The organism is Mycoplasma testudineum, assembly GCF_002245785.1.
Classification (GTDB): Bacteria; Bacillota_I; Bacilli_A; order Mycoplasmatales; family Metamycoplasmataceae; genus Mycoplasmopsis_B; species Mycoplasmopsis_B testudinea.
In genome coordinates this window covers 32,848-56,144 of record NZ_NNCE01000003.1, presented here as the reverse complement: position 1 = coordinate 56,144, position 23,297 = coordinate 32,848, and the positions used below count along the sequence as shown (strand labels likewise).

Below are 23,297 nucleotides of genomic sequence, written 5' to 3'. Positions count from 1 at the left end.
ATATTAATAATTGTAAAATTAATACACTTTTAGCAAAAATGCTAATTAAAAAAATAAATTATCGGAGTGATTATGAGTAAACGTACATACCAGCCAAAGAAAAGAAAACACGTAAAAACACACGGATTCAGAGCAAGAATGGCTACCAAAAATGGTAGAAAAGTTTTAAAAGCTCGTAGAGCAAAAGGTAGAAAACAATTAACTGTTTCTGATAAATAATAAATTCTAATGAAAAAACGCTACATGCTGCGTAAGAATTGAGAATTCCAAAAAATAATTGATAGTAAAAAGCAAATTTCAAACAAATATATGGTTATTTACTATGCAAAAAGTGATGAATTCAGAGTTGGTATTAGCATACCCAAAAAATTCGCAAATGCAGTTCAGAGAAACTATAATAAAAGGGTTATCAAAGCAATATTGGGCCAATATCCTTACTATAGTGAAATTAAAAAGACATTAGTAATAATAAGCCGGAAAGAGTTTTTGAAACTCGACTTTCAAACAAGAAAAAATGAGTTAATAAAATTACTAGAAAGGATAAGAAATGGCACAGTCAAATAAAAGATCAAAAAATTATGATTTTTTTACTCAAAAGCCAAATCAAAATCCTCAAAAAGAACGTAAAACAATATTTCGTAGAGTATTGTTCGTTCTTAAAATTTTTCTATATATTTTTTTAGCAGGAATTACATTAACAGGCTGTGTTCAGTCATTTGTTATAAGCACAACTACCCAATCAGGGCAAGGTGTGGAATTCTATGGAAGTACAAGTAATATTACTCCGCATACAAATGTTTTCGTTACTAATGATCCAGAAAATTCTACACCAACAGTAACTAATTCAAATAACCAAAATGTTATAAATAACGATACAGCCCTAATAGTAAGTAAAGCTAGAATCAATATTGCACAGCAAGATGAAAATATTATTAGAGCTTTAGCTGATCAAAATGCACTTAACGGTGGACAATTTGGTCAATTAGGAGTTAAAACTTCAGCTGTTGAATTGTCATACAATCAAAATGTTAATTTTAATACTGTCAATTTGAACTTTTACATGAACCAAAATGGCGAATTTATTGCAAACCAAGTTACAGATGTTAAAAACAACCCTTCTGCAATCTTTTATCGAGAATTAGCAAACGGAAATAAACAATATTTATTTTTCAATAGTAATTTCACTTCTTACCAAAGACTTTATGAAACATATTCTGACATTTATGCTTTTAGTACAATAGCTAATTCATTTGTTCCTAATTCTCTAACTCTTAGATTAAATGATGCTAATAATTATGTTTTAGTTAAACCATATTTACTAAGAGCACAGTTAGATATGAATAATGCTTCAATTGTTGAACAATATAATCGTGATGTTGTAGAAACAGTTTATAGATTCTTATTAACTAAGAATTCATTACAAAATATAACTACAATTACTGGACAAAATCAAACTGTTGCTGAGTTAATTGAACAAATTAGCAATAACAATAATTACACAACAAGTTTATCTAATTCAAATATTATTGAATCACAAATTGAACTTAGTGCTTCGCAAGCAGCTGCTTTAAAAACATTAACTTCAATGAACAACATATTAAGAGATGCAGCTTATTCTGTTTCACTTTCTAATGCAACAAATTCTTCAATAGGAAGTGTTACTTCAGTAGCTGGTTTAAGTAATTTTGATTCATTTGGTAATTATGGTTATTCTACAGCTGTGCAAGATCCAATTGTTACTTGAGAAGAAGCATGAAAATTTGGACCATTTTATGCATTAGTTATTTTCCCGGTTGCTAAATTAACTTCAGCAATTGCTACACCACTTGGTGCAAGCGGTTGAGGTATTATATTAGCGATTATAATTGTTGTTTTATTAACAAGATTATTAGTGTTTCTATTTACATTTAGAGCCGTATTTAGTCAGCAACGTATGCAAGATATGAATAGTAGAAAAGCAAAAATTGAAGCTAAGTACGCACAATATGATAAAAGCAATAAAACAATGAGTGCTAGAAAAAATCGTGAGATTCAAGAAATGTATAAAAAGGCCGGTATAAGCACGTCCGACACATTTATTTCAATACTTTATACTACTCCGATTTTCCTAGCGGTTTGAAGAGTTATTCAGTCAATTCCATTAATGAAATCAAATGAAATTTTAGGAATTAACTTTGCTACTACATCATACCAAGCGATTTTAAATGATCAGCAATGACAATATCTTGGAATAATGATTGTTGCTGCAGCATTCCAAATTGCCAGTCAAATATTACCAAGATTGTTAGCAAGGCGAAGGCTAAAAGAAAGAACGAATGCTTTTGAACAGCAATCACTTAAAAAATCAAACAAAATGCAAAACATTATGATGATTATTTTTGTGATTGTAACATTGATTCTACAAGCCGGAGTCCAAATTTACTGAATAATCGGAGCTATTTGAACAATTGGACAAACATTATTTGTTCATTACATTCAAAGAACTAAGCTTTATAGAGAACGAATAATTACGTATCTAAATCGACCTAGATTTATTCGCTGAAAAGTCTAAATTAAACTGGTGCATGCCAGTTTTTTTAATAACTTAAACTAAATTTTAATCTGGCAAGTTTTGACACTTAAATAGAGCTTTATAAGGTTAAAATAATATAGAGGTGAAAAATGGCTAAAATTAATGTTAATAGTGAAATTGGTACTCTTAGAGAGGTTTTAGTACATACACCAGGTGATGAATTAAAATTCGTTAGCCCAAATAGATTAAATGATTTGCTTCTTTCAGCAATAATAGAACCTAATCGAGCAATTATTGAACATAAAAAATTCATTAAAATTTTAGAAGACAACGGTGTAAAAGTTATTCAACTAGTTGATTTAATTGTTGAAACATTTTTGTCAGTAAATCAAGAAAAACAAGAAGAATTTATTTGAAATTTCATCAAAAATGCTAGACCAGCTTTAGATCAAGAATATTCAAATAATGTTTTTAATTTCCTTAAATCACTAAAACCAAAACAAATGGTTCAAAAAATGATTGCAGGAATTACAAATGCCGAAATGGGATATAAATCAAAAACAACTTTACTTATTGACCCTTTACCAAATATGTATTTTACTCGTGATCCCTTTGCATCAATTGGAAATGGAGTGTCTCTAAACAGTATGAAATATCCTGTAAGAAAAAGAGAAGAAATGTTCGCTCATTTTATTTTTGATAATAATAAGAAATATAAAAATACACCTAAATATTTTGATGAAGCTATTTCAAATGGTCATATTGAAGGCGGAGATATTTTTATCTATAATTCCAAAACATTAGTTATAGGTAATAGTGAAAGAACTGACCGCGAAGCTATTTTAGATATTGCTAAAAATATTAAAAAAAATGGGATGACCCAATTTGAAAAAATTGTTGTAATTAACGTTCCTCCTTTACCAAATTTAATGCATCTAGACACATGATTAACCATGTTAGATCATGATAAATTTTTATATTCACCGAATATGATGAAGGTGTTAAAAATTTGAGAAATTAATTTAAAAGAAAATGATTTGAAATTAATTGTTAAAGAAAAAACACTTGAAAAAACACTCGAGGACATTATTGGTAAAACACCTATTTTAATTCCAGTTGCTGGCAAAAATGCAACGCAAATAGATATTGATGTTGAAACACATTTTGATGCCACAAACTATTTAGTAATTAGGCCCGGTGTTGTAATTGGATATGATCGAAATATTAAAACTGAAGCTGCTTTAAAAGAAGCTGGAATTACTGTATTAAGTTTTGATGGTAATCAGCTATCTCTTGGAATGGGTTCGGCTCGTTGTATGTCAATGCCCTTAGTTAGAGACGATATTTAGTTTGTTTTTTAAATTTATTCTTCACACTTAGATAAATTTTAAAAACAATTTTGAAATCACTAGAAAAAATCCTAAATTCACTAAAATATAAATAGGTAAAAAAATGAATAAAAATAACCCCGTAATGCTTTTTGGAATGCCAGGGTCTAAAAAGCTATCTGAACAAATTTCAGAACAACTAAATATTAAATTAACTGGAATAAAATACACTGAATTTGCCGATGGCGAATTAATGTTAAGCAGCGAAGAATCTGTAAGAAATCGAGACATTTTCATTATCACTTCAACTTCATTAATGGTTAATAAAAGAATTATGGAACTATTAATTTTTGTTGATTCATTAAAAAGAGCATCTGCAAATTCAATCAATGTTATTTTTTCATATTACGGATATGCACGTCAAGATCGTAAAGCAAAAGGAAGACAACCTATCGTTGCTAAATTAGTAGCTAATTTATTAGAAACTGCAGGAGTAACTAAAGCAATTGTTGTTGATTTACATAATCCAAGTATTCAAGGTTTTTTTAATATTCCTGTTGATGATTTAAGAGGACAATTTGTACTTGCTTCTGAACTTGTTAGAAGAAGAGAAAAATTCAATATTGTTTCTCCAGACTATGGTGGTACAGTTAGAGCAAGAATTTTGGCTGAATTAATTTCTAATGATATAAAAATAGCTATAGTTGATAAAAGAAGAGTAGGCGTAAATAAAACGGAAACGCTTGGTTTAATCGGATCTGTAAGTGGTAAAAATGTTGTTTTAGTCGATGATATTATCGACACGGGTGGAACGATAATTAAAGCCGCTGAAATGGTTAAAGCAAAAGGTGCTAAAAAAGTAATTATTGCAGCTACTCACGGAATTTTCACTCGAGGATTTGAAATTTTTGAAAATTGTGCAGCAATTGATGAAGTTATTGTAACTGATTCAATTGAACAACCTTACGAATTAAGTAAATATCCAAAACTAACAGTAGTTTCATTATCAACGTTTGTTTCTCAAGTAATTAAAGCACAAATGGATAACTCAAGTATTTCATCAATTTATGAAGCTATAAGAGGCGCAGTTAAAAGTGAAGTTTAAAAACATTGTTAGCCAAATGATTAGTTTAGACCAGTTCAAAATTATGGAAGCATATTTTGAACTAGTCGAAGCTGAAAATGCTAAATATAATCTAACTGGTTTTCAAGGTGATGCTTTATGAGAAAATGCAATTTATCAATCTATAGTTGGATTAGATAAGTTAGTTAAAGATGATTCTACATTAGCTGATATCGGTGCAGGCGCAGGTTTTCCATCAATACCGCTTTTAATTATCAAACCAAAATTAAAATTAACCATTTTTGAACCTATGAAAAAAAGGGTTAATTTTTTGAATTTGGTAAAAGAAAAATTAAACTTAGATTTTCAAATAAATGCCCAAAGAATTGAATTAATTAATTTAAATGAAAATCAAAGATTTGATTTTGTTACAGCTAGAGCTGTCATGCCTTTAAAACAATTAATTGAAGCTACAATTCAAATTGCTAAAATATCTGGCGAATATATTTTTTTCAAAGGTTTAAATTTAGATCAAGAAATTGAAGAAGCAAAAAATTCGATTAAATTATTTGAAATCAATCCAGAAATTAAAAAAATAAATAGTGAATCTGAAATGGCAATTACATTATTTTCATATTCAAAAAATAAACAAGTTTCTAATAAATATCCGCGTGAGTGATCAAAAATAAAAAATTCACCATTGTAAGTAAAATAGAGTACTTAAAGATAAACTCAAAAATACATTATAATTTACCTTATGAACGAATTACATGAAAAAGAAACAATTGTTAGTGGTATTACAGCTACTGGAAATTTAACATTAGGAAACTATTTAGGTGCTATAAAAAATTTTATTAAATTCCAAGAAACGAGCAACATGTATATTTTTGTTGCCGATCTTCATGCACTTACAAATGATATATTGCCTGCAACATTAAGACAAAATATTAAAAACATAGTTGCCTTATATTTAGCATGTGATTTAGATCCAGAAAAAGTGGTTATTTTCAAGCAAAGTGATGTGATGCAACATTCAATGATGCAATGACTTTTATTAAATCAAACTACAATTGGCGAACTAAGTAGAATGACTCAATTTAAAGATAAAAGCGCTTCAGTTAAAGTTGCTAATGGAACGAGTATGATTCCTTCAGGATTATTAACTTATCCAACGCTAATGGCAGCAGATATTTTACTTTACAACCCAGATAAAGTTCCTGTGGGAATCGATCAAAAGCAACACATTGAATTAACTAGAAATATTGCTGAAAGAATCAATAATAAATTTAAAACAAAATTTAAATTGCCAGAAATTGCATTAGTAAAAGAAGGACAAAAAATAATGTCTTTGTTAGACCCTAATAAAAAAATGTCTAAGTCAGCACAAAATGCCAAAGAAACTATATACCTTTTGGATGAACCAAAAGTAGCTTATAAAAAAATAATTTCTGCTTTAACAGACGGAGAAAATAAAATATATTTTTCTAAAACAAAACCCGGCATTTCAAATTTATTAACAGTTAATTCAGCCCTATCAAATCGCTCAATTAAAGATCTAGAAAAAATTTATGAAAATGTAGATTACGGTACTTTCAAAAAAGAAACAGCTCAATTAGTAAGCGATTTTTTAGAGCAACTTCAAAATAAATATAAAGAGAAAATTAAATTAGTAGATTCAGTATTGGCAGAAGGTGCCAAAAAGGCATCAATAAAAGCTGATTATTGACTAAAACATTTAATGAAAAAAATAGGATTACAATAATGGATAAAGAATTAAATTACAATTTTAAACTTAATAAGGAATTAAATCATACTGCATCGCACATTTTAGCTACAGCAGTTCTTAAATTATTTCCAGATACAAAATTAGGTTTTGGTCCAACAACTGATGAAGGATTTTATTACGATTTTGAATTTAGTAAGCCAATTACAGATTCTGACTTACTTAAAATTGAAAAACAAATGAAAAAAATTGCTGCTCAAAATTTAAAGATGCAGCAAGTTTCAATTAATGAATATTCATTTACAAATCAAGATTATAAAAAAGAGCTTTATGATCAATATAAATCAGAAGGTAGAAATATAACTTTTTACTCACTAAAAGATTCTAAAGATGAAAATGTCTTTGTTGATTTATGTGCTGGCGGTCACATTGATGAAACTAAAAATATTAAGCACATTAAATTATTGTCTTTAGCTGGGGCATATTGAAGAGGTAACAGCGACAATATTCAACTTACAAGAATTTACGGAACTGCATGAGATAGCGAACAAGAACTTGAAAATTATTTAGCAATTGTTCAAGATAGAAAAGAAAGAGATCACCGTAAAATTGGTAAACAATTAAATATATTTGCATTCAATCCAATGGCTGGTCAGGGCTTTCCGATTTGACTTCCAAATGGGATGATGATAAAAAATAGTATTCAACAACTAGTTTTAAAATTAGATCGCAAATACGGTTTTACAGAAGTATATACTCCACCATTTGGTGAAGAGTCTTTATATAAAACTTCAGGACACTTGGCTCATTATCGTGATGATATGTTTAACCCAATTGTGGTAGAAAATGAAAAATTAATTCCTAGACCAATGACATGTCCGCATCACATTTTAATTTACAAAATGGCTAAGCGTTCATATCGTGATTTGCCGATGCGTTTGAGTGAACAATCAAGATTATATCGTTATGAAAAATCAGGCGCTTTGACTGGATTGGAACGTGTTAGAGCAATGGAATTAACTGAAGGACATATTTTTATTGCTCAAGATCAAATTCGAAGTGAAATACTTCATGAATTGAAATTTATTAATGAGATCTTAAATATTTTTAAAATTAAAATCGATTATATTTCTTTATCGTTACGAGGTGATGATAAAGAAAAGTATCACAACGATGACAACATGTGACAAAGAGCCGAAAAAGCTCTTAAAGATGTTTTGGATGAACAAGGTATTAAATACAAAGTTAAATATGGAGAAGCAGCATTTTATGGGCCTAAAATTGACTTCCAAGTTAAGACAGTTTTAAATCATGAAATAACAATGTCAACTCTTCAATTAGACTTCTTATTACCAATCAGATTTGATATGCAATATGTGTCAAGTAATGGAGAATATGAACAGCCAATTTTAATTCATAGAGGTCTTATCGGAACATATGAAAGATTTATTTCAATATTATTGGAGCAAACTAAAGGAAATCTTCCATTCTGAATTTCTCCTTTACAAGCTGTTGTAATACCATTAGGAGATAAACAATTTGATTATGCAAAAAAAGTTTATGATAAATTATTTGAATTAGGAATTAATGTCAAATTAGATTCTAGACCTGAAAGTGTTGCTAAGAAAATTAGAGAAGCACAAATGAATAAAGCTAAATATCAAATTGTAATTGGTGATGACGAAATTGAAAAAAACATTATTTCTATCCGAGAATATGGACAACAAAAAACAACCGAAATCACTGTTGATGAATTGATTAAAATATTTGAAAGTAAGGTAAAAAAATATGAGTAACAAATCTAAAAAATCATTTACTCAATTTCTTAAAAAATCATCATCGATAATTGGTTTTTTGTATGAAATTATTTTTTTAGCTATTCCTGGTGTTTTATTATTGATTCTTTCGACTTCAAACGGAAGTTTTGGTCCGAATTTTAGAGCTATAAATTCAGGAATATTTGTGGGTATAGGATTATTAGTTATTGCAATTAAAATATTGTTAACTAGATATAGAATTTTCCAATTGTGAACATTACCTACCACAATTGGATTGTGATTAATTCTTTTAGTTGTAATAGCAACAATTGGTTATCAAGAATATGTTTTATATTTAGGCTTAGCGGGAGCTTTTGCCGCAAGTTTACTATTTTTTTACATAATTTCAAAATTCCAAGACAAAATTAAATCAGTTTTATTAACCAAAAAAATCATGCAAACATCTGATGAAGATGAATCAAAAGAAGATGAAATTTTTAGTCAAAGTACTAAAGAATAATCGAAATTAATTTGAAAACAAAAAGAGCAATTAAACTGTTTTATGTTCAAATTAACTTTTTTAAAAATACAAACGTTGTAGCAACAATAAATTAAATGCAAAAATTTTAGCATTTTTTTCATTTAGAGTAAAATCTTGAAATGTTTAAAATCAAAATATTTGCTCTGGGAACAGCAGCTATTGCAACATTAGCAACACCGGTGCTTTTATCTGTTAAAAGTACCGAAGAAATGAACGTTGAAGAAATTAACAAGTTATTAGAATATAAGTCTCCGTTGACGGAAAATGAATACATTAATGTATCAAAATTAGCTCAAAATTCTAAAGAAATATTAAATTGAGTAAAGAATGTTGATTTCAACACTCAATCATTCAAATTTATAAAAAATTCATTGTTTAATTTAAATATCGATTTAGAATTAAAAAAATTCATGAATAAAAACTTAGATGAAAAATATCATACATTAGTTTTAAACTTTTCATCCGAAAGTAACCCCAAATCACAAAAACAACTACAAGAAATTGAAATTAACAAAGCTTTTGCAGAAGTATTCAATAGGTATATTACAAATAAAAATGGAGATTTAGTTAAATACAACGGAAGGCACATTTTATTAAGTGGAGACTCATATAACGATTGAGATATACATGATTATTTTTTTGCTGATGATGAATCTTGATTTAGAAAAAGTAATGAAGATGTTTATAGAGATATAGAAATTGCTTTTTATCCCGATTTAATCGCAAAATTACAAAATTACAAAAAATCAGTTGAAAATTTCGATAATCTAATTAGTAAGCACAGATTAGATAATTTATTTATTGAAAAATCAAAAATCAATATCGGTAGTTTCGAATGAACAAAAATAAAAACAGCATATCCAGAAATATCAAAGGCTTACTATGAATCAGAGAAACATAGATTAGAGTTTGAAGAGTTGAGTAATAAATCTGGAATTCAATATGATGATTTAAAGAGGTTTATGAAAATTGCTGATGAGGAAATGAATAAATTTGCAAACAGCTTAAATACTGCTATTCTTACTAGATCAATCATTACAAGCATTGGCAGCAAAATTACTAAACTAATTCCCTTGCCCCTAGTGCAAGCTGTGAGTAAAACACTAGATATTACTTCTCAATTTTTAAAATTACTTTACAACATGCTTAATATTAAGACAGGTAACGGTTATACAGTTGTTGAAAATATGCATGACCATGGTCTTAATGATTTTAGATTTCAATGAAAATATAATATTGAAAACATGGTTTTAATTCAAAAAAATTGAAGTGAGAATTTTAGATATGGAATACAGTGAAAAGTTTCTGATGGTTGATTTACATTGCCGAGGTTATTTATAAGAGCTCAAAAACATGGTGAAGAAGATACAGAATTTTTTGGATTCAATTGAGGAAATAAGGTTCAAGCTAGAAAAAAATGATAAAAATTTTATTTCCTAAAAAAACACATAAATTAAAATTATTTTTAGGTCTATCTATATCATCACCATTGTTAGTAGGATTAATTTCTTGCGGTGTTTTTACAACAAGTGAACAAGCCAAACGTGAGGGAGCTAAATGAGCAGCGGAACAGAATTTTTCATCAATGTTTAGTACTTTTAAATCGCGTATACTTTTTTCAACTGAATTTGATTATGTTGAAGAAGCTCATTCGGCAGATTCGGCAGAAGTACGCATTGTTGTTCAATTCAAAAATTGAAGTACTTATAGAGAGAAGGCTATAAAAGCAGTTGAAGATTTTAAGCAATTTTTATTAGAAAGCAGTGAAAATATTCACGTAACAGATAAATTTGCACAAGCATTAAATGATTTGTTATCACATTTTGATGGTCAAAAAGAAGCTCCATTAGATACTAGAAATTTTTTAGATAAAAATAGTTCACTAATAACAATATTAAATGACCAAATTGTTAGTTATTCGTAAATCATTACAAAATAATTATTTTTGAAATTTATTTTAATTAAAAACAGCATGCACAACAAAATACCATGCTGTTTTTAATTAAAACGATATATATTTTCTATTAACCTTTATTTATAAGGGATTGTTTGCTAAAATGATTTATATGATTTACAAAAACATTTTAGTGGTGTTAAAAAATTTGTCGTTTATCGCAAATATAACAATTAATAATCAAATAATATCTAATATTACAATTGTAGAGGACGAGTGAAATGGTAAATATATTTTAATGCCACCTTTTATTGACAGTCACACTCATGGTGGTTATGGTGTTGATTTTTCTCAAAAAATTGATTTCGATTCATTAAATAATTATTTTAAAAAATTGAAAGATGAAGGTGTTGGGCACATAATTCCTTCATTTGCCGCAACAGATTTGGAGTTAATTAAGAATAACATTGAATTTATTGACAAACACTTTTCGAGATATGTTTTGGGTTATCATATTGAAGGACTACTCATTTCTAAAGAAAAATTAGGAGCTCATAATTCAAATTATTTAACTACTGCAACACAAAAAACAATCGATGAAATCAATAAAATTAAAACTTCAAAAAAAATAATATTTACCATTGATCCATCAAATAATGAAAATATGAATTTTATTAAACATTACAATAATCAATTTATTTTTTCAATAGGACATAGTAATGCTAGTCAATTGCAAACAACACAAGCTATAAAAAATGGTGCAAAAAAAGTAACCCATTTATTCAATGCTATGTCTGGTTTTTCTCACTCAAAAAATGCCGGAATAGTTAATGAAGTTTTAATTAATTTTAAAGAAAATATAGATGAATTTAATATTGAAATTATTGCAGATGGAATACATGTAATTGATGATGTTTTAACATTTGCATTTGAGAATATAAATATTAATAATATTGTTGTTGTTTCTGATTCATTAGCTGTTAAAGGTCTAAAAGATGGATATTATAAATTGGGAAAAATAGACATTGAAAAAGTTGGTGATGTAGCTTATATAAAAGATACAAAAACACTAGCTGGATCAGCATTAACATATAATAAAATAATTGATCATTTATTTAAATTGAATAAATTATCATTTGAAGATATTGTTAAAATTTCATCAGGAAACATCTGAAAATTATTTCCTAATATTTCTACTGAATCAGAAATTGAAAGATTAAAAAAAGCTTTCATCATAGTTGATAAAAACTTTAATATTATTCATTAACAAATACTATTTCATAATCACTGTTAATTAATTTAAAATCAATTTTAGATGCAGATTCTTGTGTTAAAAGGAATACTGCATTTTTATGTTTTTTCATAAAAGAGGCAGGGTAATTAGGACTAATTGCCCCATTTAAAATTCTGGACATAATTTCAGCTTTTGCAACTCCTATAGCCGCAATTAAAACCATGTGTGTGTTTTCAAGAAGTGTTTTTGGACCAACTGTTAAAGCTTGTTTTGGGATTTCTTCATAAGTTGCAAAACTTTTATTTTGAAGTAACTGATCTAATGTTTCTTTACTTAAATCAACTAATCTTGTAATTGCATTTTCATCAGTAGGCGGCTCATTATAACCGATATGTCCATTGTTTCCAACACCAGCTAATTGAATATCAATTTTATATTCTTGTATTTTCTTTTCAAAGCGAATTACCTCTTTTAAATAGTTTTTTGTTTGTGAATCCAAAATATTTACATTAGCCTTTTTAACATTTATTTTGTTGAATAAATTTAAGTGCATTTGTTGATAAAAAGATTGTTCATTTTTTTTACTTATACCTAGAAATTCATCTAAATTAAATGTAGTAACTTTAGATCAATCTGTACCATTTTCTTGATGATCCTTTATTAAATATTCATATGTTTTTAAAAAAGTTCCGCCAGTTGCAAATCCAATTACTGATTTTGGATTTTTCTTAATTTTATTTACTAATAAGTTACTAATAAATTTACTTAGTAAGTCTGTGTTTTTAAATACAACAATTTTCATATTTTCCTACTTTGCTCTTCATGTTTTTAAAAATGCTTCGTAAAAATCAGAATTAACTATATCAGTTCTTGTTTCTAAGGTTTTTACAATAGTATCCGAAATAAAGAATTGGCCAATTTTGCTTGATAAGGGATTAATTCTAACAACTTGTTCAACAACATTGAAATTTATTACATTAAATCATTCATTGCTTTTTTCAGAAAAGGATTTATTTTCAGTGATTAATATAGTTTTAATTTCTGAAGCAAGAAGTAAATTGATCAAAGATCTTATATCTTTACTTGAAACTGATTTTGAAAAAATTATTGCAACATAATTTTTTATTCGTCTCTTTTTAAGATATAAAGCAACATCATGAACGCTATTCGAATGGTGTGATTGATAACTTAAGGTATTTAAATTATTTGATAAATCTTGTGCTGCTAAATATGATGTACCAACACCAAACGTAATTACAAATTGTGACATACTAATTCATTTAGCAGCTAGTGCAATTTTATTCATATTTGTTTCGTTAAATGTTTGATCTAAAGTATAGTGATAATAATCTCTTACAAAACCTTTTATTCTTGAATGTTCACTTAGATTTTTACTCTCGTATTTTTCCTTTGATGAAAAATATCATTTAGCTACATGAAATTTGAATTGTGAAATTTCTTCAAAACCAAGTTTTTTAACTAATTTTGATAAGCTGCTATTTGAAATATTTTCATATTGTGCAAATTCTTTTGCTGAGTTTTCTAAAAATAAAACAGGGTTAGTTTCTATCAACTCGATTATATTTTTCTCTTTTGCAGAGAGTTTTTTGTCATTTTTTATAAAAAGTTCCATTAATTTTCCGTTCGTAAAAAAATTATAAGTCTTTTTTTGAAAAAAATTTTCCAAAACGTAATTTATACTTTACAAACCATTACGTAGCAAGATAATAATCAAGGAGGACATATGTCAAAGAATTTAAAATTAAAATATAACGGGATTTATCCTGCTCTAGTAACGCCATTTGATAAAGATGGCAAAGTTAACCATGAAAAATTGGAAAAAGTGGTCGAATACTTAATTAGTGTACAGAAAGTTGATGGACTATATGTAACTGGTTCAACCGGTGAATTTTTATTAATGTCTGCACAAGAAAGAATAAAAATATTTGAAACAGTTGCTAAAGTTACTAAAAAGAGAATTAAATTAATTGCACAAGTTGGTGTCTTAAACGTTGATGAAGCAATCGAAATGGCTAAAGCAGCTAAGAAATATGAATTTGATGCAATTAGTGCAATTACGCCATATTATTACTCTTTTAGTTTCGATGAAGTTAAAGAATATTATTCAAAAATATCTTCAGCAGCAAAATTGGATATGTTTATTTATTACTTACCACAATTAGCTGGCGGAAAAATGAGTGTTGATCAATTTGGTGAATTACTTAAAATTGATCATGTTGTCGGTGCCAAATATGGAGCAATGGACATTTACTTTTTTGAACGATTAATAAGAAAAAATAAAGAAAAAATATTTTTCTATGCCTGAGATGAAGCTTTAAGTTTAGGTATTTTACTTGGTGCAGATGGAGCAATTGGTTCAACTTATACTCTTAATGCTAAAAAAGCAAAACAGATTTTTGATAAAGTCAAATCAGGAAACATCGATGGTTTAAAGGAAATGGTTCATGAATACAATGATTTTGTTGATTTTGTAGTTAAAAATGGATTAATGCAAACATTAAAAGCTACTTTAACTTACTTAGGTGTTGATGCTGGTTATTCAAAATTACCATTTAATAATCGTGCCGAAAGTGAAATGAAAAAAGTAGCTAAAGAAATAAAGGAAAAATATTTAAATTAAATGATTTACGACAAAATTTCAAATATTTCTAAATACAAAGGTTTAAATGCAAATTTAGATGCAACAATTAAATATATTGAAAAAAATGACATTTTCAATATTACTGAACCTGAAGTAATTATTTCTAGCGGAGCAAAACTATTAAATATGGAAGTGACTCCTTACAAAGAAAAAGATGCTTGATTCGAAAGACACGGAATCATGGCTGATTTACATGTGATTTTAGAAGATGAAAAACTACACTTTGAATATCATGATGATTTAGATGAAAAAATCATTAAAGAATGAGATTCAAAACAAGATGTAGAATTATTTACTGCTAAAAATCATAGAGTTACTTTTAATGCTAAAAAAGGTGAGTTTTTACTATTTTGACCTGGAGAAGCACATGCTCCAAAAATAAGCGATACAAAATCAAAAATGAAAAAAATAGTCATAAAAATTAAAATTAATTAGGAGAAATTATGCAAGCACTTGATTGAGTAGTGTTAGTTCTCTACTTGACAATTGTACTAGGTATTTCAGTTATAGTTTTCCTAAAACAAAAAAAACGAAAAATGACAAACGATTCGAAAGAATTTTTTGAAGGAAGTAGCAAAATTAATCCGATATTTATCGGACTAAGTGCATGAAGCACAATTTTGTCTTCGCTATTTTTTGTGTCCGTAATTGGTTTTGTTTTTCTAAACGACTGATCCCTAGCCGGAACAAATATTGCACTGATTGGTATAACACCATTCATTACAATGATGGTTATACCATTTTATAGAAGATTTAAAGAATCAACAGCTTATTCATATTTACAAGTAAGATTTAACTATTCTTTAAGAGTCTTTTCATCAATTTCATTTATCATTTTCATGATTTTTAGAATTGCTATTGTTATTTATGTACCAACTTTAGCTTTATCAGCAATTTTAGATATAAATCCATACTTACTATTATTTTTAGTTTCATTTGTTGTAATTATTTCATCAGTAGTAGGTGGATTTAAGTCAGTTGTATATAACGATAGTTTACAAGCGATTGTTTTACTTGCAGGAATGGTAATGATGTTAGTTTTTGCTCTAGCAAATACTAACACAGCAGCTCCTACATATCAAGCAGCAACTGTTTTAAGTATTAAAACAATCACACCTGCAATTGCTGCACCTGGATTTTTCTTATTCTTTATTTACAACTTAGTTAATTCAGCTTATGCTTTTATGGCTTCTCAAGATGTTGTTCAAAGATACAAAGGAACAAAAACAGCTAATAATGTTAAAAGAGCATTATGAATTACAGCTGGTTTAGGTGTTGTTACTGTATTACTATTTTTTGGGACAGGTTCAGCAGTATTTTCATATTATTCATCACAAGGTTATGATGTAAAAAATGGCGGTCAATCTTTAGCTGCAATAGTTAGTGGTTTACCTGCATCAACATTTACTAATGTAGATATGTCAAGTAAAGAAGCAGTTGCTGCTGCAATTTCAGCTGCTGGCGTCACAAAAGATTATGCAATTTTAAGTGCCCAAAATAATTTGATGCCAGCATTTGTAGTTCAAGTATTACCTATGGGTATTGTTGGTTTAGTATTTGCATCAGTTTTTGCTGCAAGTCAATCAACAGTTTCATCAGGCTTGCAATCCATGGTCCAATCAATCATGGCCGATTATGTAACTAAAAAATGAAAACACTTAACTGATAAACAAGTAACATGAATTTCAAAATTCATGATAGTAGGTTTTGGAATCTGAGCATTTCTTTTATCAGTAGGAATACTGGCTTCAGGTGAAGGTAACTTTGTTGATTACATCACTGGTATAGTTGCTCTATTTAATGCTCCTACAATTGCAATTTTCTTCTTAGCAATATTTACAAAACGTACTAACTGAGTTGGAGCAATTATTGGCGGTATGGCTGGATTTTTTGGAGCGCTCCCTGTTTGGGTTTTATCTCAAAAATTTATGCCAGCTGCTTCAAAAATTTCATTCCACGGTGGTTATTTAACAATTGTTGTTTTTGTTGCCGTAATGTTAATTGCATATCTGATTTCACTCTTTACCTCTCAATTTAATAAAAAAGATAATGAACTAGTCAACTTAACATGGTGAACTAGAACAAATGATTTTATTAATTTAGTTAAATTAGAAAAATCAATGAATAAAATCGAAGCACAATTTAATTTGGCTAAATTTATTAAAAAAGATAAAGCTAAAGCTGATAAATTATCAATTGAACTATCAACAAAGCAAATAGATTATGACAAATTAGAAAGTATAGTTAATTTACAAACCTCAAGTTTATAATTTAAAAATGAACAAAACAAAGAAATATTTAGCTTTTGATATCGGCGGAACCAACATTAAAGCATCAATTATTAATTCTGATTTAAAAATACTCAAAGATTTCAAATTTAAAACTCAAAAAAATATCATTGACCAAGTTGATCAATTAATTGTTGAAGTTTTAAATTCAACAAAAGGAATTGATAAAGTCTTAGTTGCCACAACAGGAATTGTTGATTCAAAATCTAAAAAAGTTATTTATACTAATAAAAATTTTTACCATTATTTAAATTCAGATTTTAGTATTCTTGAAAATAAATACAAAATTGATTTAAGTGTTGAAAATGATGCAAATGCTGCAGCACTAGCTCACATTAGTGAAAAAGACAAAAATTTTGTTTTTGTTGCTTTTGGTACAGGTGTGGGCGGAGGTATTGTTAAAAACGGCCATCTAGAATACGGACTAAATAATACTGCAGGTGAATTTGGATATTACACAATGGATAATAAAAGAGTAGATAATTATTTATCGTATTCAAGTTTTAATAAAGAATTAGGTTATAGATTTAATATTAACTCTTACCAAAAAGACATTTACGAAAAAGAATATAACCACAATAATGAATTGAGAAATTTCCTGAATTCATATTTAAAAAGTGTAGCTGAATTATTATTTAATATTGCAGTTATTAACCCAGTCGAGAAAATATTTATTGGCGGTGGTTTTGCACATATTATTCCAGAAGCTAAGACTAAATTAATTCAAGAATATAACAATTTAATCAAAGACACACCAATAAAAACTAGCATACATTTTTCAAGATATGGAAATAATGCTGCGATGATTGGAATGGTAAAATATGAAAAAAAATAACCTAACAAAACAGTTTTATGTTTCTTGTCAGGCTCTTGTTGATGAACCTATGTTTGGTAAAAACGTGATGCTCAAAATGGCAACAGCTGCAATTCAAGGTGGAGCTCACGGAATAAGAACAAGTGGCTTAAATAATATTAATTCTATTAAAGAAAAATTTCCAGATATTAAACTAATTGGATTATTAAAAGTTAATTATCCAAATAGTGATGTTTATATCACACCAACTTTAAGAGAATTAAAATTATTAATTAATTCAAAAGCTGACTTAATTGCCCTTGATTTTACAAGTCGAAAAAGACCAAAACAAGCTCTTAAAGAATTAGTTGAATATTTTAATAAAAACAAAAGGAAAGACCAATTTTTATTGGCAGACATTGCATCAATTGAAGATATTGACCTTGCAATAAAATACGGAATTAAATACATTGCAACAACCTTAAGAGGTTATACAAAAGACACTGAAGGTAAATCGAATACAGAAAATGATTATTTCTTTTTAAAAGAAGTTATTCAAAAATGCAAACCAAATAATTGCATAGTAATTGCAGAAGGCGGATTTAATACTCCTACTGATGCTAAAAATGCACTTGATTTAGGTTCTGATATCGTTATAGTTGGTAGTGCAATAACAAGGCCACAATATATAACTAAGACATTTTACGATTCAATGTTTTCTAAATAAAAATCAAAGTCAGGCTCATTTAATGCCTGACTTTTTGATTAAACTTTTGTGATGTGTTGAATTAACTAAAAACAATAATCTAGAATTTTTCTGCTAATTCTTTAATTTTGTCTTGTCAATTTTTTAATTTAAATTCTGGACTTTGTTTGTAATTTTCGTGCATATCCATTTTAGACATCAATAGACCTGCTGTTTTATAACCAATAAATTCGATTTGTGCCATAACTGAATTAATGATATTTTCGTTAACTTCATCTGCACTTTCTCCGCCTTTTGATAAGATAACAAAAGCTTTTTTATCTTTATATCTACCAACAGCTTCATGAACATTTGTTTTTTCGTTTCTAACCATATTAAATGTTTTTCTTGCTACTGTTATTTTATTGATAAATGAACCAAATATAGGTGCAGCACTCCAATTAATTACAGGTGAAGCAAAAACAACTTTAGAATATTTATCTAATATTTCCATTCATTTTTCAGTAATTCCATCACTAAAATATGTTTCAAAATTTGATGAATTTAAAATATTGTGAAATTCAGGATATTTATTTAAATCCATTTCATCTACAGAATATTTAGGATTTTTTGCTATGAAATATTTTGCGAAATCTTTAGCTGCTTGTGTACTCACACTTGTTTTTTCACTAGAAGGACTTGTGAATATCAATAATAATTTTTCTTTAACCATATTTTCATTATACTCTTAGGTAAATAAAATAAAAAATATTTTTTATAGTAAAAATTCAAATAAAAATAGTTTTTTGCAAAAATGCACACTAAATTTACATTTTTAAAATATGCAATTTTCTTGCTTAATTAATACGTATTTTAGCCTCGTAATAAAAAATAAACAAATTTTAACAAATCAAAAAAATAACATATAATAAGTGTTGAAATTTACCGAAGGAGAAAAACATGGCAAAACTAAGTACTAAGTATATTATTAATGCCACACAAGTACGTGTTGCAATGTTTTTCAATTCTTTAAAAACAATTAAACAAGCGAAACTTTTTATAAAATAACAAACTAACTTTATCAAAACTTAAAATAAATTTAAAAAGATTAAGGTTAGCCACACCTTAATCTTTTTAAATTTATATTTACGGTAGATTTCATCGAAAGGAAAATATGAAAAAAAGAAAATTATTACTAGGCTTTGGAGCTCTTAGTGCAATTGTAACTAGTGCAGGAATTGCCATTAGTTGTGGTTCAGGAACTGATACTCCAGCACAATCTGATCAAACAAGACTTAACGCAGCAGTAACGGCTTTTAATAATGCTGCTAGTGTTAGTGCTAATGTTACTTCAAATGTAACAACTAAAGCTTCTGATACTACTACAATGACACTTGCGCAATTTACTAATAGATATCCTAATTTAGCTTCAGCAGTTACTTCAAGAGGAGCAACAATTTCTAATATTAGTGTTGTAAGTGATTCATTTGATGATGTAAAAGGTACTGTAGAGCTTTCAATTACTATTAAAGTAAATGAATTAAGTAAAACAGAAACTGTTACAGTATTAGGATTTGCTAAACAAGCATTAGCTGATGATGCTGCTAAAGCTGCTTACATTGCAAGATTACTTTCTAAAGCATCTGTAAGTCAAAGAACTGCTACAACTACTACTTTGTTAGAAGCAACTACATACACAACAATTTCTAATGAATTATTTAGCCAGAATTTCACTAATTTAAATGATTTAATTACTGCTTCAAAAGATTCAACTGATTCAGTAATTAATGGTACTTTAACAAGTGTTACTTTAGTTCCAAATTCAGCAAACAACGAAAGTGCATCTTTAAAAGTTACAGTAGATGTAACAGTTGGTGGAAGTAAAGCAACTTCTTCTGAAATTACTCTACTTGGTTTCTTAGCTTCTGATGAAGGAGTTGTAAGTGCAATTGAAGCTGCTTTAAAAGTAGTTTCAGCTAAAAAATCAAATACTTATTTTGTTCAAAAAACAGTTAAAGCTTCTGAAGCAACCGCTCCAAGTGTAGAACAATTTAAAAATCAATGACCAGCTTTTGCTAATAAAATTACTGAAAGAGAAGCAACAATTAATTCAGTTGCCATTAAAGCTAATTCAGCTAATGATACAGAAGGTAAATTAACTTTAGATGTAAATTATACTTACAAAACTGCTTCTAAAACAGTTAGTCTAGATGTTTTTGGATTCTCAAGTCCTATCGTAAATCCGGCAGTAACTATTCAACCTAAAACTGCAAGAACAATAACATTTCCTCTAAATGCGAAATATAATAGTGAACCATACGCTTTCGAATTTAGCGCAAGCTATGGTGGTAATTCCAATTCTGCTAATAGCAGAAGATTAAATGCTGATTTATTTAGAGTTAAAGCAACAGGACAGCCAATTTATGAGAAAAATTCTCTTGAATTATTAAGCCCAAGTCAGTCATATTACCAATTACTTTATGCTGACAGTGTTAGAATTACAAAAAATGATGGAACTGTAGTTACTTATAATAATGACAAACATGAAATTCAAGGTGTTGCAACAGGAAATGAAAGCTCTGTTTTTAAAAGCTCTAGTGACCCAGCTTCAATTAACAATCCACAATTTTTTAGTGATTTAACTGGTGCAACTAAATTACAAATATCTATTAAAAAAGGGTTTTACTGAACAGATTATAACGGGGCAAAAACTGATTATGAAGTTAATGCAGAAGACTATTTTTATTCATTTAACAGAACAAGAATGTTGGAAGGTTCTACTAGACATGAAAACGGTGGTAGTGCAGAATTAGATAAATTTATGATTGATAGCAAAAATGTTAAGACAAGATTTGCTACATCTGACCATTACCCTAATGGGTATTTATATGAAATTTTTTCAGTTGATGCTAAGAAATTTGCCAACAAAGAGCAATTTTTACAACAAGTTGACGGTACAACATACTTAACCTATGAATCATTTGATTCAAAAGGTGCTCAATTTGCTGATATGTTCGGAAAAGAGTTTATTGATAGTAATGAATGAGCTGCTGCACCGAGCGCATATTTAAAAGCTAAGCATGCTGAATTACATACAGCTTTGGGATATTCAGGTGCTGCACCAACAGGAATTGCATACGAAATGGGGATCTATAGCTATGGTTTAACATATAAAGATGTTTTATATGCAGGTCCATATTATGTATCTGAAGATAATGCAACTACAAAAGTTCAAGTTTTCAAAACAAATAACCAGTATGTTGATAAAGAATTCGTTAATTCACCAGGAAGTATAAATACAATTCAAGTAAATTTTGATGAATCAGAAGCATCAATATTCGAAACAAGATTATTCGAAGGATTCCGATCTGGTGACAACTCAAGTTTATCTTATTCACAATTAACAGACACAAGAAAAAACGATTCAATTATTACTTCTAATCTTTCTTATGTAAAAGAATTACAAAGTCAGAATCTACATATTAGAGGAAAAATTGTCACTGTTCCAAACAAAGATATAGATGGAAAATTCTATAATGATAACTTTACAAAATTAGTTTTTGGTTCAACAATTAGTGAAATTACTCAAGGTACTGCCAAAACCGGACAAGCTATGTTTGCAGGTTCTGGACTAGTTTTTAGATCTATTATTGAATCTGCAATAAATTGAGAAAGAATTAATAATATTTTTTTAGGTGTTGATCAAGCGCAAGCGTGACGTTCTGGATTAGCGCCAGATGGATTTATTGGTGGTAGTGATCAAAGTACAAGTACAAAAAAAACTGTTAAAGATTATTCAGATATTGTAAATGGTACTTTTGTTTTAAATACAAACGGTGAAATCGTGGCTACTTCAGTACCAAGTGAAAATAAAACAAAAGCTACTGTTGCTGTAAGTGGAGATATAAGTGTTCAGTCTGTTGATTATGAACAAGCAAAGAAATCAATGAAAGAGTTATTAGATAAAGCAGGAATAGCAAACGGTCAAAAAGTAACTTGAAAAATGTACCACAATACTACTTCTGCAGTTTCTGAAAAACTTCAACTTGCTTATGATGCGATAATTAAATTGATTAAATCTCTTGATGACAGATTGGATGTAAGTTTTGAAATTAGTTCTCAACCAGCTGATTTTTACAAATATTTTACTGAAGGTAAAGGAACAACTCAGTTTGCTGGTTGAGGATACGATTACAATGGATTAGGTAGCGGAATTGATGGTTTATTATGGACAAAAAACACACATTCATTAGCCGCACTTAGTTTATATTCTAATGATGAAACAAATGAATTTCAAAATTCATTCCCAGAGTTTACAAAAATGGCCAAAGAACTAAAAAGAGCTGTTGCTTCAAAAGAATTTAAAATTGGTACTCACACTTTAGAAGCTGACGGTACATATAAGCCAAAAGACCCAACTTTATTAGCTAAATTACAAGATGCTTCAAAATGAGTTGAATTAACTAATTCTGAAGCAGAGTACCCTGCAACTTTGTTTGATGGTTATTCACAAAAAGCTGACGGTACATGAGAAAAAATTGATTCTTCTGCACAAACCGCTACATTTCACTTAAATTATCAAAGAAAAAATACTAATGAATCTTTAGTGAAATTAGGTCAAGAAATAACTACACTACTTGGGGGCTACATTGTTTCTGTAAGCGGAAGATTTAGATATGCTAACATTGATAAACCAACAGCTACAGTTATAAATACATATTATGAATTTCCGATGAGCCCTGCCGGATTGAGAGATGTAGTTGATATTAGAAAAAACTAAGTTATAATATTCAAATTAAAAAAATCTATTTCTAAAT

The 23,297-nt window shown here is 28.3% G+C and carries 21 protein-coding genes; 18 read left to right on the top strand and 3 right to left on the bottom strand.

Translation table 4 applies throughout. The features are described 5' to 3' along the window. Nucleotides 1–72: 72 nt before the first annotated feature. From rpmH to CG473_RS01870, 12 genes are all read left to right on the top strand, one after another. Entirely contained in the window at nucleotides 73–219 is a 147-nt protein-coding gene (gene rpmH / locus CG473_RS01925; protein ID WP_094254626.1) for a 50S ribosomal protein L34, read from the top strand. Between the two features lie 9 nt (nucleotides 220–228). After that, entirely contained in the window at nucleotides 229–564 is a 336-nt protein-coding gene (gene rnpA / locus CG473_RS01920) for a ribonuclease P protein component (protein WP_094254625.1), read from the top strand. After that, nucleotides 548–2,551 (top strand): membrane protein insertase YidC, encoded by a 2,004-nt coding sequence (gene yidC, locus CG473_RS01915; protein ID WP_094254624.1) that lies wholly within the window; start codon nucleotides 548–550, stop codon nucleotides 2,549–2,551. Before rnpA ends, yidC begins: the two co-directional genes overlap by 17 nt. A 110-nt stretch (nucleotides 2,552–2,661) precedes the next feature. Further along, on the top strand, nucleotides 2,662–3,861 hold the full coding sequence (locus tag CG473_RS01910; RefSeq protein WP_094254623.1) for an arginine deiminase: 1,200 nt from the start codon (nucleotides 2,662–2,664) through the stop codon (nucleotides 3,859–3,861). A 103-nt stretch (nucleotides 3,862–3,964) separates the two neighbouring features. Further along, nucleotides 3,965–4,945, top strand: coding sequence for a ribose-phosphate pyrophosphokinase (locus CG473_RS01905; protein WP_094254622.1), 981 nt, complete (start codon nucleotides 3,965–3,967; stop codon nucleotides 4,943–4,945). Then, nucleotides 4,935–5,609 (top strand): 16S rRNA (guanine(527)-N(7))-methyltransferase RsmG, encoded by a 675-nt coding sequence (gene rsmG / locus CG473_RS01900; protein ID WP_094254621.1) that lies wholly within the window; start codon nucleotides 4,935–4,937, stop codon nucleotides 5,607–5,609. Before CG473_RS01905 ends, rsmG begins: the two co-directional genes overlap by 11 nt. A gap of 51 nt (nucleotides 5,610–5,660) precedes the next feature. Continuing rightward, nucleotides 5,661–6,665, top strand: coding sequence for a tryptophan--tRNA ligase (gene trpS / locus CG473_RS01895; RefSeq protein WP_094254620.1), 1,005 nt, complete (start codon nucleotides 5,661–5,663; stop codon nucleotides 6,663–6,665). Beyond that, the gene (thrS, locus tag CG473_RS01890) at nucleotides 6,665–8,422 is read left to right on the top strand and encodes a threonine--tRNA ligase (RefSeq protein ID WP_094254661.1); all 1,758 of its coding nucleotides are present in this window, start codon (nucleotides 6,665–6,667) and stop codon (nucleotides 8,420–8,422) included. The genes trpS and thrS overlap by 1 nt, the downstream gene beginning before the upstream one ends. Next, the gene (locus CG473_RS01885; RefSeq protein WP_094254619.1) at nucleotides 8,415–8,903 is read left to right on the top strand and encodes a hypothetical protein; all 489 of its coding nucleotides are present in this window, start codon (nucleotides 8,415–8,417) and stop codon (nucleotides 8,901–8,903) included. The genes thrS and CG473_RS01885 overlap by 8 nt, the downstream gene beginning before the upstream one ends. Nucleotides 8,904–9,043: 140 nt before the next feature. Continuing rightward, nucleotides 9,044–10,348 carry a hypothetical protein gene (locus tag CG473_RS01880; RefSeq protein WP_094254618.1) on the top strand — a complete coding sequence of 435 codons (1,305 nt, stop codon included), beginning with the start codon at nucleotides 9,044–9,046 and terminating at the stop codon, nucleotides 10,346–10,348. Next, nucleotides 10,342–10,848 carry a hypothetical protein gene (locus tag CG473_RS01875; protein WP_094254617.1) on the top strand — a complete coding sequence of 169 codons (507 nt, stop codon included), beginning with the start codon at nucleotides 10,342–10,344 and terminating at the stop codon, nucleotides 10,846–10,848. Before CG473_RS01880 ends, CG473_RS01875 begins: the two co-directional genes overlap by 7 nt. A 142-nt stretch (nucleotides 10,849–10,990) precedes the next feature. Further along, the gene (locus CG473_RS01870) at nucleotides 10,991–12,085 is read left to right on the top strand and encodes an amidohydrolase family protein (RefSeq protein ID WP_094254616.1); all 1,095 of its coding nucleotides are present in this window, start codon (nucleotides 10,991–10,993) and stop codon (nucleotides 12,083–12,085) included. Here CG473_RS01870 and CG473_RS01865 read toward each other — a convergent pair. Both CG473_RS01865 and CG473_RS01860 read right to left on the bottom strand, forming a co-directional pair. Beyond that, on the bottom strand, nucleotides 12,075–12,854 hold the full coding sequence (locus tag CG473_RS01865; protein WP_094254615.1) for a glucosamine-6-phosphate deaminase: 780 nt from the start codon (nucleotides 12,852–12,854) through the stop codon (nucleotides 12,075–12,077). The two genes, CG473_RS01870 and CG473_RS01865, sit on opposite strands and share 11 nt — an antisense overlap. Before the next feature lie 6 nt (nucleotides 12,855–12,860). Next, nucleotides 12,861–13,685 carry a MurR/RpiR family transcriptional regulator gene (locus CG473_RS01860; protein ID WP_094254614.1) on the bottom strand — a complete coding sequence of 275 codons (825 nt, stop codon included), beginning with the start codon at nucleotides 13,683–13,685 and terminating at the stop codon, nucleotides 12,861–12,863. A gap of 111 nt (nucleotides 13,686–13,796) precedes the next feature. On the opposite strand from CG473_RS01860, the gene CG473_RS01855 reads away from it, so the two are divergent. Genes CG473_RS01855 through CG473_RS01835 form a run of 5 tightly spaced genes read left to right on the top strand, consistent with a single transcriptional unit; the run spans nucleotide 13,797 to nucleotide 18,522 of the window. Next, nucleotides 13,797–14,693, top strand: a complete 897-nt coding sequence (locus CG473_RS01855; RefSeq protein ID WP_094254613.1) for an N-acetylneuraminate lyase — start codon at nucleotides 13,797–13,799, stop codon at nucleotides 14,691–14,693. Beyond that, entirely contained in the window at nucleotides 14,694–15,149 is a 456-nt protein-coding gene (locus CG473_RS01850; protein ID WP_094254612.1) for a NanQ anomerase/TabA/YiaL family protein, read from the top strand. An 8-nt stretch (nucleotides 15,150–15,157) separates the two neighbouring features. Beyond that, a complete protein-coding gene (locus CG473_RS01845; protein ID WP_094254611.1) occupies nucleotides 15,158–16,984 on the top strand; it encodes a sodium:solute symporter family transporter in 1,827 nt (608 codons plus the stop codon). A gap of 7 nt (nucleotides 16,985–16,991) precedes the next feature. Beyond that, nucleotides 16,992–17,837, top strand: a complete 846-nt coding sequence (locus CG473_RS01840; RefSeq protein WP_094254610.1) for an ROK family protein — start codon at nucleotides 16,992–16,994, stop codon at nucleotides 17,835–17,837. Continuing rightward, nucleotides 17,824–18,522 carry an N-acetylmannosamine-6-phosphate 2-epimerase gene (locus CG473_RS01835; RefSeq protein WP_094254609.1) on the top strand — a complete coding sequence of 233 codons (699 nt, stop codon included), beginning with the start codon at nucleotides 17,824–17,826 and terminating at the stop codon, nucleotides 18,520–18,522. The genes CG473_RS01840 and CG473_RS01835 overlap by 14 nt, the downstream gene beginning before the upstream one ends. Before the next feature lie 79 nt (nucleotides 18,523–18,601). Here the strand turns inward: CG473_RS01835 and CG473_RS01830 are convergent, their stop codons facing one another. Continuing rightward, nucleotides 18,602–19,213, bottom strand: a complete 612-nt coding sequence (locus CG473_RS01830) for an NAD(P)H-dependent oxidoreductase (RefSeq protein WP_094254608.1) — start codon at nucleotides 19,211–19,213, stop codon at nucleotides 18,602–18,604. 441 nt (nucleotides 19,214–19,654) lie between these two features. Here CG473_RS01830 and CG473_RS01825 point away from each other — a divergent pair, with 441 nt between their 5' ends. Then, entirely contained in the window at nucleotides 19,655–23,260 is a 3,606-nt protein-coding gene (locus CG473_RS01825; protein ID WP_094254607.1) for an OppA family ABC transporter substrate-binding lipoprotein, read from the top strand. Nucleotides 23,261–23,297 lie beyond the last annotated feature (37 nt).